Origin of the sequence: Adhaeribacter arboris (assembly GCF_003023845.1) — a bacterium.
GTDB classification, from domain to species: Bacteria; Bacteroidota; Bacteroidia; order Cytophagales; family Hymenobacteraceae; genus Adhaeribacter; species Adhaeribacter arboris.
This window is the reverse complement of sequence record NZ_PYFT01000001.1, coordinates 5479417-5494175: the sequence shown is the minus strand read 5'-3', so window position 1 is coordinate 5494175 and position 14759 is coordinate 5479417. Positions and strand designations below refer to the sequence as shown.

At 40.7% G+C, this 14759-nt stretch carries 14 protein-coding genes; 6 read left to right on the top strand and 8 right to left on the bottom strand.

Translation table 11 applies throughout. The features are described from left to right. The first annotated feature begins 8 nt into the window (after positions 1-8). Complete coding sequence (locus tag AHMF7605_RS22310) at positions 9-680, top strand: porin family protein (protein ID WP_106932205.1); 672 nt, start codon at positions 9-11, stop codon at positions 678-680. A gap of 108 nt (positions 681-788) precedes the next feature. Here AHMF7605_RS22310 and AHMF7605_RS22305 read toward each other — a convergent pair whose 3' ends face one another. The 3 genes from AHMF7605_RS22305 to AHMF7605_RS22295 all read right to left on the bottom strand — a co-directional run bounded on the left by AHMF7605_RS22305 (position 789) and on the right by AHMF7605_RS22295 (position 3906). Further along, positions 789-2402, bottom strand: coding sequence for an Rne/Rng family ribonuclease (locus AHMF7605_RS22305; RefSeq protein ID WP_106932204.1), 1614 nt, complete (start codon positions 2400-2402; stop codon positions 789-791). A 253-nt stretch (positions 2403-2655) separates the two neighbouring features. Continuing rightward, the gene (locus AHMF7605_RS22300; RefSeq protein WP_106932203.1) at positions 2656-3486 is read right to left on the bottom strand and encodes a tetratricopeptide repeat protein; all 831 of its coding nucleotides are present in this window, start codon (positions 3484-3486) and stop codon (positions 2656-2658) included. 111 nt (positions 3487-3597) lie between these two features. After that, on the bottom strand, positions 3598-3906 hold the full coding sequence (locus tag AHMF7605_RS22295; RefSeq protein WP_106932202.1) for an HU family DNA-binding protein: 309 nt from the start codon (positions 3904-3906) through the stop codon (positions 3598-3600). A gap of 203 nt (positions 3907-4109) precedes the next feature. On the opposite strand from AHMF7605_RS22295, the gene mutY reads away from it, so the two are divergent. From mutY to recG, 5 genes are all read left to right on the top strand, one after another. After that, a complete protein-coding gene (gene mutY, locus AHMF7605_RS22290; RefSeq protein ID WP_106932201.1) occupies positions 4110-5189 on the top strand; it encodes an A/G-specific adenine glycosylase in 1080 nt (359 codons plus the stop codon). Positions 5190-5236: 47 nt separating this feature from the next. After that, positions 5237-5674 (top strand): single-stranded DNA-binding protein, encoded by a 438-nt coding sequence (locus tag AHMF7605_RS22285; RefSeq protein WP_106932200.1) that lies wholly within the window; start codon positions 5237-5239, stop codon positions 5672-5674. Between the two features lie 27 nt (positions 5675-5701). Beyond that, a complete protein-coding gene (gldE, locus tag AHMF7605_RS22280) occupies positions 5702-7078 on the top strand; it encodes a gliding motility-associated protein GldE (protein ID WP_233219221.1) in 1377 nt (458 codons plus the stop codon). Then, entirely contained in the window at positions 7038-7652 is a 615-nt protein-coding gene (gene gldD / locus AHMF7605_RS22275; protein WP_106932199.1) for a gliding motility lipoprotein GldD, read from the top strand. Before gldE ends, gldD begins: the two co-directional genes overlap by 41 nt. 132 nt (positions 7653-7784) lie before the next feature. Beyond that, positions 7785-9878, top strand: a complete 2094-nt coding sequence (gene recG, locus AHMF7605_RS22270; RefSeq protein WP_106932198.1) for an ATP-dependent DNA helicase RecG — start codon at positions 7785-7787, stop codon at positions 9876-9878. A 6-nt stretch (positions 9879-9884) separates the two neighbouring features. Here recG and AHMF7605_RS29525 read toward each other — a convergent pair whose 3' ends face one another. From AHMF7605_RS29525 to AHMF7605_RS22250, 5 genes are all read right to left on the bottom strand, one after another. Further along, positions 9885-10073: a hypothetical protein gene (locus tag AHMF7605_RS29525; RefSeq protein ID WP_146153650.1), complete on the bottom strand. Its 189-nt coding sequence runs from the start codon at positions 10071-10073 to the stop codon at positions 9885-9887. A gap of 567 nt (positions 10074-10640) precedes the next feature. Continuing rightward, positions 10641-12425 carry an acyl-CoA dehydrogenase family protein gene (locus AHMF7605_RS22265; protein WP_106932197.1) on the bottom strand — a complete coding sequence of 595 codons (1785 nt, stop codon included), beginning with the start codon at positions 12423-12425 and terminating at the stop codon, positions 10641-10643. Positions 12426-12519: 94 nt separating this feature from the next. After that, entirely contained in the window at positions 12520-12819 is a 300-nt protein-coding gene (locus tag AHMF7605_RS22260; RefSeq protein WP_199200293.1) for a four helix bundle protein, read from the bottom strand. Between the two features lie 32 nt (positions 12820-12851). Continuing rightward, positions 12852-14030: a thiolase family protein gene (locus tag AHMF7605_RS22255; protein WP_106932196.1), complete on the bottom strand. Its 1179-nt coding sequence runs from the start codon at positions 14028-14030 to the stop codon at positions 12852-12854. A gap of 184 nt (positions 14031-14214) precedes the next feature. After that, entirely contained in the window at positions 14215-14511 is a 297-nt protein-coding gene (locus AHMF7605_RS22250; protein WP_106932195.1) for a GIY-YIG nuclease family protein, read from the bottom strand. Positions 14512-14759 lie beyond the last annotated feature (248 nt).

The window sequence follows — 14759 nt, the reverse complement described above, 5'->3', positions numbered from 1 at the left end:
TTACAACTATGAAAAAAATTACCTTTATCTGCTTCTTATTGGCTTTTACGTCTACTGCTTTCGCCCAGGATTTAGAATTAGGCATTAAAATTACACCAAATATCTCAGGCAGTCGTATCATTGCTCCTTCAGAAGTAAATTTTGAAAAAGAAGGAGCCAATCTCCGTTTTGGATTTGGGGTAATAGCCGATTTATATTTTACCGAAAATGCAGCTTTTTCCACTGGCTTATCTTTTACTGGTAAAGGCGGTACCGTTTCTTATCCTACTTCTTTGATTACACCTGGAAGTAATAATGGCCGCATCACAGACGAAATTTCGCTGCAATACTTAGAAATCCCATTAACAGTAAAACTATTTACTAATGAAGTAGCTCCGGATATGCGCATCTTTTTCCAAACTGGTTTTTCATTAAATCCGCGGATGGGAGCAAAAGTGAACGGTGAAAAATTAGATCAAACCAATAATAATGAAAAGTATTCTAAGCGATTTAACGTACTGGATGCCGATGTTATTTTGGGAACTGGCTTGGAATACCAAGTAGGAGAAACTACTAAATTGTTCGGCGGTATATCGTACCATCGAGGATTAGCCAGCATTGATGATTATTATGAAAGTAAGAATGATAAGATAGAACTTCGGAATAATGTTTTTTCCCTCGACTTAGGCGTTAAGTTTTAAGAATATTCATCTTATCTAAATTCATTTTATATTCATAACTAGACCCCATTAAAAAACCCGCCGTTTATTTAACGGCGGGTTTTATTTTTTATTAGTAATGGGGGCTCATTAAACTACTTCGTCTACAGCTTCAAACTTATCTTGTACACTGTTTACCTCTACGGCGCTGGAGTGTACTTCAATTTCTTCGTTTCGTTCATCCATAATTTTATATTCCGTTAAACCAAGGGAAGTATCTTTCATTACTCCTATCCATTTATAATAATGGAAAAACCACTTCAATTGCTTCGAAATCAGGCCTTTGGTGTAATACGCGTATAAAAACGGATGCACGAAAAGTGTAATGTTCTTCTGATTCTGGTTCGTTAGTAAATCATCAATGGTATTTTCGATTTCGTCCGTCACCAAAATGCTGGCCGATATTTTACCAGTGCCGTTACAAGTCGGGCAAACTTCGCCGGTTACAATATTTTGTTCCGGACGTACGCGCTGGCGGGTAATCTGCATTAACCCAAACTTTGAGATAGGCAAAACCGTTGATTTAGAACGGTCTCTTTTCATCTCTTCTTTTACTACATCAAACACTTTCTGGCGGTTTTCCGCCGATTTCATGTCGATGAAATCGGTAACAATTATGCCCCCCAAATCGCGGAGCCGCAGTTGACGCACTACTTCGCGGGCAGCGGTCAGGTTTACATTTAAAGCGGTGGCTTCCTGATCCGTTTCAGTGTTCGATTTATTACCGCTGTTCACGTCGATTACGTGCAACGCTTCGGTGTGTTCTATTACCAGGTAACCGCCACCTGGTATACTTACCGTTTTACCAAACAGCGATTTTAGCTGTTTTTCAATGCCGAACTGCTCAAAGGTTTTTACTTTACCTGAATAGTGCTTTAAAATCCGGGCTTTATCCGGTGCTATTTTTTCAATATAATTTCGGGTCTCTTCGTACAGCTTGGCACTATCTACCACTATGCTGTCGAAACTTTCGTTTAAAATATCCCGCAGGATGGACGACGATCTTCCTAGTTCGCCGAGAACTTTATCGCGCTCTTTGGCTGTACGCAGTACATTAAATCCTTCTTCCCAGTTGGCTACCATGCTCCGCAGATCTTTATCCAGTTCTGCTACATCGCGACCTTCGGCAACTGTCCGGATAATTACCCCGAAATTTTCGGGTTTAATGGACATAATCAACCGTTTTAGTCGCTGGCGTTCCTCTTTGCTCACAATTTTCTTTGATACACTTACTGTATTCGAAAACGGAACTAACACCAGATACCGTCCGGCCAACGACAACTCACACGAAAGTCGCGGCCCTTTAGTAGAAATAGGTTCTTTAACTATCTGCACCAGTAATTGCTGCCCTTTTTTCAACACGTCGTTGATTTTTCCGAGCTTATCAATTTCCGGTTCAAATTTATACTGGCTTAAACGAGCCGTAGCGTTTTTTTGCGTCTGTGCTACTTTTACGAATTTACTCAGCGACCGGAAATTAATACCTAAGTCGTGATAATGGAGAAAAGCATCTTTCTCGTATCCAATATCAATAAAAGCAGCATTCAGTCCGGGCATCACTTTTTTTACGGTGCCCAAAAAAATATCTCCTACGGTGTAGTTGGTATCATTGCGTTCAAAATGATATTCAACCAGTCTTTTATCTTGTAGGAGCGCGATTCGTTCCCCATCCTGAGTAGAATTGATAATTAATTCATTACTCACTATTTTAAGGATTAGGTGTTAACTAAAATACCAAAACCCACGGTTGCGCGCTGCAACGTGGGCCTGCAAAAAAACAACAAGCTGTTATTTTTTCTTATGTCTGTTCTTTCTGAGACGTTTCTTTCTTTTGTGGGTAGAGATTTTGTGTCTTTTTCTTTTTTTACCGCAAGGCATAATTTTTTAATTTAATGGATTAAAATTTTTGATTTTTTATTTACCAAAAGTAATAGTTTAGTAATTTAACTAAATACCATTACTTCAATTTACTCAACTCATTATCTACGGAAGCCTGAAATCCGGGGTCATCGCTAAGAGTTTTTGCTTTTTTTAAAGCAGCCTTCGCTTCTTGTTTTTTACCAGCTTCGGCCAGGGCTACTCCCAGGTAAAAATTACCTTGCACATGCTTGGGATTAAGACTTACCAACTTTTCAAATCGCTCAATCGCTTTATCGTACTGCGTAGATTGAATAGATAATATACCCAAATTAAACAAAGCTTTTTCGTTGTTTGGATCGGTGGCAATTACTTCCCGTAACAGGGTAATTCCTTGCATCGGCGACTCACTGGCAATGTAAGTCATGGCAATATTGGTTTTAGCGTCCAGGTTTGCCGGATTATTTTGCAATACTTTTTCGTACAGACTCCGGGCTTTTTCTCCTAATACCTTCGAGCGGTCTTCGGTAGCGGCAAAGCTGAAAGCTTCAAAGTACTGATCGGCCGCTTTTTGGTAAGCAGTTTCACCGGGGCGAGCCACCGCTACCTGCTCATAAAAGTAACCCGCACTATCAAACTTGCTGATTGCTGCGTACTTTTCCCCTAACTGATTAGCAAGTTTCAAGCGCGCCAAACTATTTTTCTCCAGGTTATACTGACGACGAAGAAGACTTAATTCACCTAGTTGTTGCGGAGTCGCTTCCACGTGGGCCATCTCCTCCGCATCATGTCCTTCACCGGGAGCATGGGCATGCCCTTCATGGCTTTCTTCCCCCTTAGCAGGTGCGGTTCCCTTATCGCGGGCCGCACCTGATTTAGATAGGGCACCTTGCTTATCTTTGTTTATAATAACTCTGGGCAGAAAAAACATACCGATAGCGAGCAAAACTGCTGCTAGTACTACTAAAATTTGAAGCCGGATCGTTTTCAGAAGCTATTACGAATTATTATGATACAAATAAGATAGGATGTATATTACCATTTATTGAGAAATAGTGGCTACGTTCAGCTTTTTGCTGTTCTTTATTTTCTGAATAAATGTTTTAGAAGGTTTAAAGGAAGGAATAAAGTGCTCATCAATAATAATAGCCGTATTTTTAGAAATGTTCCGGGCTACTTTCTTTGCTCTCTTTTTATTGACAAAGCTACCGAATCCTCTCACATAGATATTGTTGCCATTTGACATAGAATCTTTAACTACCTTGAAGAATGCTTCAACGGTAGCTGCTACATCCGTTTTCTCAATACCTGTCTTCTCTGCAATCTCTGATATTACTTCTGCTTTAGTCACTGTGGTAAAATTAGTTTGTTAGTTAAAAAAATAATTAAATAAAATTAATCTGTTTTAAAGTTAACTCCGTCTATTACTTAGCTTTAAATCGGGGCACAAAGGTACTCCCACTTTTCGATAAGTAAAAACTATTTACTCAAAAAATCATTTTATGCCTATAAATTGTTACTCTGCATACTATTTTTAAGTCAAATAATACCAGAATGGTACTTTCTACTCCTGTTCAATTTGCCGCTACTTTACTAAATTGGTATTACCGGCACCAACGTTCTTTGCCTTGGCGCGAAACCAAAGATCCGTACGCGATTTGGTTATCCGAAGTAATTTTACAACAAACCCGGGTAAAACAAGGCTTACCTTACTACTTGGATTTTATCTCTGCTTACCCTACTGTTCAGGATCTGGCAGCTGCTCCCTCCGATGAAGTACTCCGCCATTGGCAAGGTCTGGGGTATTATTCCCGGGCCCGTAACATGCACCAAACGGCCATCTACATAACGAAAGAATGCAACGGAATATTTCCTACTACTTATAATGGATTATTACAATTAAAAGGAATTGGCCCGTACACGGCGGCGGCTATTGCCTCCTTTGCTTTTAAAGAAAAAGTAGCCGTAGTGGATGGTAACGTTTTCCGGGTTTTGGCCCGGGTTTTTGGTCTGGCCGAAAATATTGCCAGTCTGGCAGGAAAGAAGGCCTTTCAAATACTCGCCGATTCCCTCATTCCGGTCGATCATCCGGACACGTTTAATCAAGCCATTATGGAATTTGGAGCTATTCAATGCACGCCATTCATGCCTGATTGTTTATTTTGTCCTCTCCAGCACGCTTGCTATGCTTTCCAACATGGTCTGGTGGAGGCTTTACCGCATAAAGTTAAAAATAAAGTTAGTCGCCTGCGTTATTTTCATTACTTAGTATTCCGGCACCAGCAAATGTATTATCTTAAAAAACGCACCCAGAACGATATTTGGCAAGGACTCTACGATTTTTATCTATTACCAGAAGGAGAAGTCTCGGTATCCCGGGAAACTATCCAGCAAGAATTAGCTAATTTAGATCCGTCTATTACTTATGAATTTATTATGGAACCTACCAAAACGTACAAACGTACTTTAAGCCATCAGAAAATAGTGGCCAAATTTTATCTTATTGAATTAAATTTCCGTTTAAAGGAAGAAAACCTGCAAGCAACGGGTTTAGCCGCTTATTCTCGGGAGGAAATTGAACAATTACCCAAAGCGGTACTTATCAGTCAATATTTGCAGGATACCGGATTTTAATTATTTTTAATCTTAACTTTATTTTTATAAACGTAACCGAATTTACTATGGCAAGTGTAAACAAAGTAATTTTAGTAGGTAATTTGGGCAAAGACCCGGAAGTACGGCATCTGGAAGGTGGCTTAGCAGTAGCTCGTTTCCCGATTGCTACTTCCGAAAGCTTTAAAGATAAAAACGGCCAGAAACAAGAACGTACCGAATGGCACAACATTGTGGTTTGGCGCAACTTGGCCGAGGTAGCCGAGAAATACTTAAAAAAAGGCCAATCTGTTTACATTGAAGGAAAAATCAGAACCAACAGTTACCAGGATAAAGAAGGGATTCAGCGTTATACTACCGAAATTGTAGCCGATAACCTAACTATGTTAGGTGGCCGCACCGATGCCGGAGCCAATAATGGCAATCCGGAAACGGCTAGTTCTAATGCAGGTGGGCGTTCCGAAGCGCCGGCTTTCGAGGGCGAACCCGATGACTTGCCCTTCTAACCCGATGTTCCACTAAATAGTTTTATTTTGGAAAATATTGATTCGGGCGGCGACCCTGAGAGTAAGAGTTTTACTACACTCTCCTTACTTTTATACCTTTCCGATTTTTCGGGCCTTTTGCCGTACCTTACTTTTATTAGTATTATTTTATTGTTAACGGCCTCAGCTCTGGTTTCAGGAGCTGAGGTTGCCTTTTTCTCCTTATCCGAAAGCGACCTGCTACTTTGCCGGCAAAGTCCGAAACGTTCCTTGCAGCTTATACCTGTTCTACTGGAAAACCCGCGTCGGCTGCTTACCACCTTGTTGGTGCTCAATACTAGTATTAATTTAAGTATTGTTATTATCAGTTTGCATCTTTTTTGGGAAGTAACCGTTTTGCCTGCTATTTCCACGGGCATGTTATTAGGTTTTGTAATGCTATTTACTTTAGCAATTGTTTTTTTTGGAGAAGTGTTACCTAAAGCATACGCCAACCAGAAAAAATTAACCACGGCCCAGCGAATGGTTGGAGCAATAAATACCGCCGAAAAATTACTCTATCCGCTTATTTCTATGCTTTTATATTTCACGCAGACTATAGAGAACCGGTACCGTAATCGGCCCACGACGCAAATTATAGAAGAGCTGCAACAAGCTATTGAAGAGGCCAGCACCTCCGAAACTACGCACGAAGAAAAAGAATTATTAAAAGGCATTATTAACTTTGGCTCCCTCACGGTAAAACAAATTATGCGTTCCCGGATGGATATTGTTGCTTTTGACATTACGCAGAAGCTCGACGAAATTCTATCCTTAATCAACCAGTATGAATATTCCCGGATACCGGTTTATAATGGCAGCATTGATCAGATAGAAGGCATTTTGTACGTAAAAGATTTACTTCCTCATTTAGACGCAGAACCTGATTTTGTCTGGCAAACCTTAATCCGGCCCCCTTACTTTGTACCGGAAATTAAAAAAGTAGATGATTTGCTGAAAGATTTTCAGGAGCGGCACGTTCATATGGCTATTGTAGTAGATGAATACGGTGGCACGTCAGGTTTGCTTACTTTTGAAGATGTAATTGAAGAAGTTGTCGGGGATATAAAAGATGAATTCGACGAAGAAGACGAAATTGTTTATTCGCAGATCGACGAAAACACTTATATCTTTGAAGGGAAAACTTCTCTCGCCGATTTCTGCCGGATTATTGGTAGTTCTACTGATGTTTTTGAACCAGTAAGGGGCAAAAACGAATCCATTGGAGGTTTAATGATTGAGTTGTTTTCCAAAATTCCGCTGGCTGGCGAAGATACTGAATTTGATAAATTTAAGTTTGTAATAGAATCGGCTGATAATAAGCATGTAAAACTAGTAAAAGTATATGTGGGAGAGAGCAAAGAAAATATTTCATCGGTGGCTTAAGCAGCCTATTCTACTGCTATGTCTGGGCTCATTCTTGTTTTATTCGTGTTCCGAAGAGTTTACTCCTAAACCCAAAGGCTATAACCGCATTGATTTACCGGTTCCAAAGTACCAACCGCTCACCGAAAAACATCCCTATTTTTTCGAGTATTCGGTGTACAGTAAAATTCGTCCTGATTCGTCGCGCCTGGCGGAGCCGCATTGGTTAAACGTGTATTACCCCCGGTTTAATGCCAACGTGCAGCTTACGTACCGCACTATAAATCACAACCAAAAAACCTTTAATGCCCTCATAGAAGACGCCCGTCGTCTTACCTCTAAGCACCAGATAAAGGCCGAAGGCATTACGGAAGCAGTTATAAAAACGCCTAAAGGTAAAACGGCCAATTTATTTGAATTAAGCGGCGAAGTACCCAGTCAGTTTCAGTTTTACGTAACTGATTCTACTGAGCGTTTTTTCCGGGGCGCCTTGTATTTCCGTACCGCTACCGCCAACGATTCCCTAGCTCCCGTAATCGAATACATCAAAAAAGATATCGTCCATATGCTTAATACTTTGGAGTGGAGGAAGTGAGTTTAAAGTTATGAGTTATAAGTTATATTTGCGAATGGAATAATAGGTGAAACAGAAGGACATTCAACCTTTTCCTTAATTAGATTTTTACCCAACTCATAACTTTTAACTCATAACTCTTAACTCTCAAAAGTGTCTAACTTTTTCCGTACAAAAATTGAGTTTCTGAAGGGAATTGGACCGCAAAGAGCGGCTTTGTTACAAACAGAACTTAATATTTTTACTTACGGCGACCTTATTCAGCATTACCCATTTCGCTATCTCGATCGCACCCAGTTCTACCAAATTGCAGATCTCGAGGAAGGCTTACCCTTTGTACAGGTAAAAGGCTTTATAAAGTCGAAAGAATTATTAGGCGAAGGTCGTAAACAACGCTTGTCGGTGATAATACAAGATGAGACCGGTAAACTGGAATTAGTTTGGTTTAAAGGCGTAAAATGGATGCATACTCACCTGCAAAAAGGCTTGGAGTACATCATTTTTGGTAAGCCTACACTTTTTAACAGCCGCCTGAATATGGCCCACCCAGAAATAGAAGCTGTAACCGAAATAAAAGCCGACCAAAGTTTTCTGCAGCCAGTTTATAATACCACCGAAAAACTTAAAAATCATCGCATCGATAGCAAGGCTATTAACCGAATGATGGCCGAATTGTTAAAGCTAGCCCAGCCGCAAGTAAAAGAAACCTTACCTTTTCATCTGCTGGACCGATACCGGATGATTTCGAAATTAGATGCTTTACAGAATATCCATTTTCCGGTATCCACCGAAAAGCTTACGGCGGCCCGCTTCCGTCTTAAGTTTGAAGAGTTATTTTATGTACAACTTAAATTGCTGCGGCAAAAAACAGTTCGTAAAGCCGAGTTAAAAGGTCAGGTATTTAAACAAGTACCTACGCTTACCGAGTTTTATAATAATCATTTAGCTTTTGATTTAACTAATGCCCAGAAAAGGGTAATTAAGGAAATATACAAAGATTTAGGCGCCGGAAAACAAATGAACCGGCTCCTGCAGGGCGATGTAGGTAGCGGAAAAACCATTGTGGCCTTTATCGCAATGCTTATCGCGCACGATAACGGGGCACAGGCCTGTTTAATGGCGCCTACCGAAATTTTAGCCGACCAGCATTACGTAGGTTTAAAGCAATACGCCGATAAATTAGGGATTCTCATGGGCAAACTTACGGGCTCTACTAAACAAAGCGATCGCAGAATTTTGCACGAACAACTGCAATCCGGCGAAATGCAAATGATAGTAGGTACGCATGCTTTACTCGAAGACGTGGTACAGTTTCAGAACCTGGGACTTTGCATCATTGATGAACAACACCGGTTCGGGGTAGCACAGCGCTCCAAACTCTGGCAGAAAAATCCACGCATGATACCCCACGTATTGGTTATGACTGCTACCCCCATTCCGCGTACCTTGGCCATGACCTTGTACGGCGATTTAGATGTATCCGTGATTGATGAATTACCGGCCGGCCGGAAAGAAATTATTACGGTGCACCGCTACGATGCGCACCGGCTACGGGTATTTGGCTTCCTGCGCGAACAAATAAAATTAGGCCGTCAGGTATATATTGTTTATCCGCTCATCGAAGAATCCGAAACCATGGATTATAAAGATTTGATGGATGGATACGAAAGCGTAAAACGGGCTTTCCCGGAATACCGGATTAGTATGGTACACGGTAAAATGAAGCCGCAGGATAAGGACTTTGAAATGCAACGCTTCGTAAAAAATGAAACCCAGATTATGGTAGCCACTACGGTTATTGAAGTGGGTGTAAATGTACCCAATGCCTCGGTCATGATTATTGAAAGTGCCGAACGGTTTGGTTTATCGCAATTGCATCAATTACGCGGACGTGTAGGCCGAGGAGCCGAGCAAAGTTATTGCATTCTGATGACCAGCTATAAACTAAGTAAAGACAGTAAAGTACGTTTAGAAACTATGGTGCGCACCAACAATGGTTTTGAAATTGCCGATATAGATTTAAAACTACGTGGTCCCGGAGATTTAATGGGCACTCAGCAAAGTGGCGTATTAGATTTATTAATTGCTGATTTGGCGAAAGATGCTAAAATATTACAGGAATCCAGGGCAGCAGCCCAGGATATATTAGCCATTGATCCGGAGTTAGTCTTGCGGGAACATGAGAATATACGACAGCATATTCAATCGTTGCAGGCCAACACGGTAAATTGGAGTAGAATAAGTTAAAAGAAATTATCGTTGACTAATATAAAGCTGCTGAATGGGGGTATTTACCGTTTTAGTTAATTCATTCCCGCTCATTGGGTAAGTTGCCGGAATAATTACTTCAACTGGTTGAGGGGTTAACTGCCAGTTATGTTTATTTAACCGACTTACTATCATTAAACTTCCTAACAACAACACTTTAAGTATAGATTTCATATAAGCATTCAAACTGTTTATAAGTATAATTTCACCAACATTTAAAATTTACCTTTTATATGTTGGTTAGTTATCTTTTAATTAGTGAATAGTTTTTCCTTAAAAAAATAAATCGTAATTAACTCATATTTACTAACTCCTTGTATAATATAACTTGGCTAATAAGCTTAAAAGTATAAAACTACTTTAAAAATTAGTGAGTAGTACTATTACATATTTTCTGCCTTAAAGGTAATAAGCATATTTTTTAAAATTCTAGTCAAATTCGAATAATCCTATAACATTCTTTTTATTATCCAGGTAATTTTGAAGTTAGGCTTACTATATTATCTATAAAATTATGCAATATCCTACTTTTGACAAAAATCTTACCTAATTACTGACTAATTAAATATAGAGTAATTTATATTTAATTAAAGAGCAACATGATGAGACAACCTTTTTTATTACTAAAATCAACCGCTTTTTATTAACAATTACTTCATATTACTATAACTTTAATCACTAAAAAAGCCAACTCCTAATTAAAGAATTGGCTTTAATAGCAATAACTTCGTACGTCTAGTACTAGTAAATAAATTGGTTCTGCTGAATCATATCGGCTGCTATTCGCCGGCGGGCTTCTTTGGTGTTAAATGGTTCTGCTTTTGTGAAACGCTTTATTCCGATAAATAATAATTTGTATTCATCGCCTTCGACCATAGAGGCAATAGCTTCTTTTCCGGCTAAGTAAATAGCATCCAACGCATCGTACAGGTAAACCATGGTCATATCTTTTTGCCGAGCGGCCGCTTCCTCCCCTTGCAGAGTAATTAACTTTTCTACGCGCAGCAAGGTCGATTCAGCGGTATAGGTTTTTATAGCCATGTCGGCAATGTTCATGAGTACTTCCTGTTCTTTTTCCAGGGTCATCATAAATTTTTGCACGGCGGTGCCCGCAACGAGTAAAATAGCCTTTTTCATGTTGCGAATCATTTTCTTTTCCGCAACAAACAAGCCTTCTTCCTCTTCGCCAAAATCCGGAATGCTCATTAATTCATCCTGAATAGCTTTGGCCGGACTCATTAAATCTAACTCTCCTTTTAAAGCTTTTTTCAGGAGCATATCTACCGTAAGCATGCGGTTGATTTCGTTGGTGCCTTCAAAAATGCGGTTAATGCGGGCATCGCGGTACGCGCGGTCCATGGGATAATCGGCGGAGTAGCCATAGCCCCCGTAAATTTGTACGCCTTCGTCTACCACGTAATCCAGGGTTTCGGAACCGTCTACTTTTAGCATGGCTGCTTCTACGGCAAACTCTTTGGCCGCACCTAATAAAGCTTCGGCAAAGGGTTTACCGGTGGCTAACAGTTCCTGCTCTTTCAGGTAAATATCATTACCAGTGCGGTACAAGGCCGATTCGCTGGCATAAATCCGAGTCGCCATTTGGCCTAACTTGTGGCGGATAGCCCCAAATTTAGCAATCGGAATTTTAAACTGCGACCGTTCGTTCGCGTATTTCACGGCCAGATTCAATACCTTTTTAGAAGCTCCCAACGTAGCGGCTGCCAGTTTAATCCGTCCCAGATTTAAAATATTAAAAGCAATTAAATGCCCTTTCCCAATTTCACCGAGTACGTTTTCTTTCGGCACGATACAATCCGTTAGAAATACCTGGCGGGTAGAAGAGCCTTTAATGCCCATTTTATGCTCTTCGTTGCCTAAGCTCAAACCCGGAAAATTTTTCTCCACGATGAAACCGGTAAATTTATTGCCATCCACCTGCGCAAAAACAATAAAAACCTGCGCGAAACCAGCATTGGTAATCCACATTTTCTGGCCGTTTAAAATATAATTTTCGCCGGTGGCATCCAGTATTGCTTTGGTTTTAGCTGCCAGTGCATCGGAGCCTGAACCTGGTTCGGTGAGGCAATAAGCGGCGGTCCACTCGCCGCTGGCTAATTTGGGTAAGTATTTTTGTTTTTGTTCTTCGGTACCAAAATACAAAATAGGTAATATGCCAATACCGGTATGCGCCGCGAACGCCACCGGAAACGAATGCCCGCCGCCTACCGATTCCGTTACCAGCAAAGCCGTATTAAAATCTTTATCAAAGCCACCGTATTCTTCGGGCAAGCTTAACGCAAATAAACCTAACTCGCCGGCCTGTTTCATCAAACCTTCCATCAAGCCTTCTTCGTGGTTATCCAGTCGGTCCAGCAAAGGTTCTACCTGCGTCTGCACAAATCCCTTGGCTGTGTCGGCCATCATGCGCTGCTCTTCGTTAAATTCTTCGGGAATAAATATATCGGCAGCCGCAGTTTCTTTAATCAAGAACTCCCCGCCTTTCAGGGTTTTGTTTATTGTTTCCATAAGCTTAGACGCTAGACACTAGTATCTAGACATTAGATTTTTTATTTATAATTGATAATCGAAAACCATTAATCATCTTCTGTACTTTTACTAATTATTCAGACAATTCTGAAAAATTTTCTTCTTTTATAAAACCAAAAGAATTAGCGAGGATAATTTGTGTTTCAAGCTCAAAGGCTGAATCAAGTGCAATGCCTAAAAACTGAATAAACTCCTTATCATAACTTCTACCAGCCCCTTCAGCTATGTTAGACGGAATAGAAACTGCTGATCTGTTTATTTGTGATGTAAGTCCATATTTTTCATTAGAAGGAAAATTAGCCGTAGCCTGATAAATTAGCTTTGCTAAAATAATTCCTTCTTGCCAGATCTTTAACTCCTTATCATTATGCATAAGTCTAATGTCTAGCGTCTAGATTCTAGCATCTAACTAAGTAATTCATAAATTCCTGCTACGCCTTGGCCGCCACCTACACAAGCGGTTACTAAACCGTATTTCTGCTTTCGGCGACGGAGTTCGTGCCATTGCTGGATGCTGAGTTTGGCACCGGAACAACCTAAAGGGTGACCAGTAGCAATAGCGCCGCCACTCACGTTTAATTTTTCCTCCGGAATATCTAAATGGCGAATTACCGCTAAGGTTTGCGCCGCGAAAGCTTCGTTTATTTCAAAAAGGTCGATATCATTCAGGTGCAGGCCAGCTTGCTTGATGGCTTTCGGCACGGCCGCGATAGGCCCCATGCCCATAATGCGCGGATCTACACCGCCGGTAGCGTACGTCACCATGCGGGCAATTGGTTCGAGATTGAGTTCTTTTACCATTCGCTCGCTCATGACAATGACAAAGGCAGCTCCATCCGACGTTTGCGAAGCGTTGCCGGCGGTTACCGTTCCGTTTTGGGCGAATACGGGCTTCAGCTTAGCTAACTTATCCAGGGAAGTATCGGCCCGCGGACCTTCGTCGGCATCTACCACGTAGGAACGGGTTTTCTTTTTGCCATTATCGTCTACGTAGGTTTCTTCAATGGTAATGGGCACAATCTGCTCCTGCAACAAACCGGCTTCAATGGCTTTAATGGCCTTCTGATGCGAATTATAAGAGAATTCGTCCTGGTCTTCGCGGGTGATGTTATAATCTTTCGCGACTGCTTCGGCGGTTAAGCCCATGCTTAAAAAATATTCCGGGTGCTTTACCGCCAAATTATAATTAGGCGCTGTTTTAAAACCTACCGTGGGCACCAGTGACATGGATTCGGTACCACCGGCAATAATACAATCGGAAATACCAGCGGCAATTTTACTACAGGCAATGGCAATGGTTTCAATCCCGGAGCCACAATAACGGTTTACCGTCATCCCGGATACACTGGTGGGTAAAGCGAGTAAGGCAATCATCCGGCCCATTTGTAAGCCTTGTTCTGCTTCGGGCACCGCATTGCCCACAATCAAGTCATCCACCCGCTCGGGGTCTAGTTGGGGAACCGAAGCCAGCAAATATTTAATAACATCGGCAGCCAGGTCGTCGGGGCGGGTAAACCGAAAACCGCCCCGGTTTGCTTTGGTAATAGCCGAACGGTAACCGGCTACGATATAGGCATTTTGCATATTTTTAGATGTTAGGTATTGGACGTTAGATTTTCGAATGATCTTAAACCTTTTTACTTTTTATAACTAAATATCAAACCCGTTTATTTAATCTTCATTTAGCTTCCTTCTCCTGTCATCCTGAAAGGATCTAACCGGCCAACCAAAAGAGCTAACAATGAAACAGGTATGTTTAACTGCTCTCTTAATCTCTGATTTTTAAAAATAATAAATGTGGATTCTCCGATTTAATCAGCTTCTCTTTATCTTCCCGGCTCATTAACTTTATTTCCTTTTCCCGTTCAATGGCATGAATCATCTTTAAATGCCGCTCATAATAAAGAAGGTTATAACAGTAATATTTGCCAGCAAAAGTTTCTGGTTTTCCTCTATTCTCAAAACGCTCGTTTAATCGTCTTTCTAAGTCGTTAGTAACTCCCACGTAAAGAACCGTTTTGCGCGGGTTAGTAGCGATGTAAGTGAAATAGTTCTGGTTCCACATTTCTGTAAAAAGCAGTTTGCTCTTTAGTAAGTAAAGGTTTATTACCAATCCCGGCTAGTTCCTTTCAGGATGACTAGAAGAGTGGCGGCTGGTTTTATTATCACTATTTTAACTATTATTTTAAAAACACTTACTAGTTGTTATGTACACTAAGTAGCTGGTCGTAATTAGTTGTTCGGCTTTTAGAGTTATGACAATCAACTACATAATTATTACTCTTTATTAATTTCATTTTTTCTTACTAATGA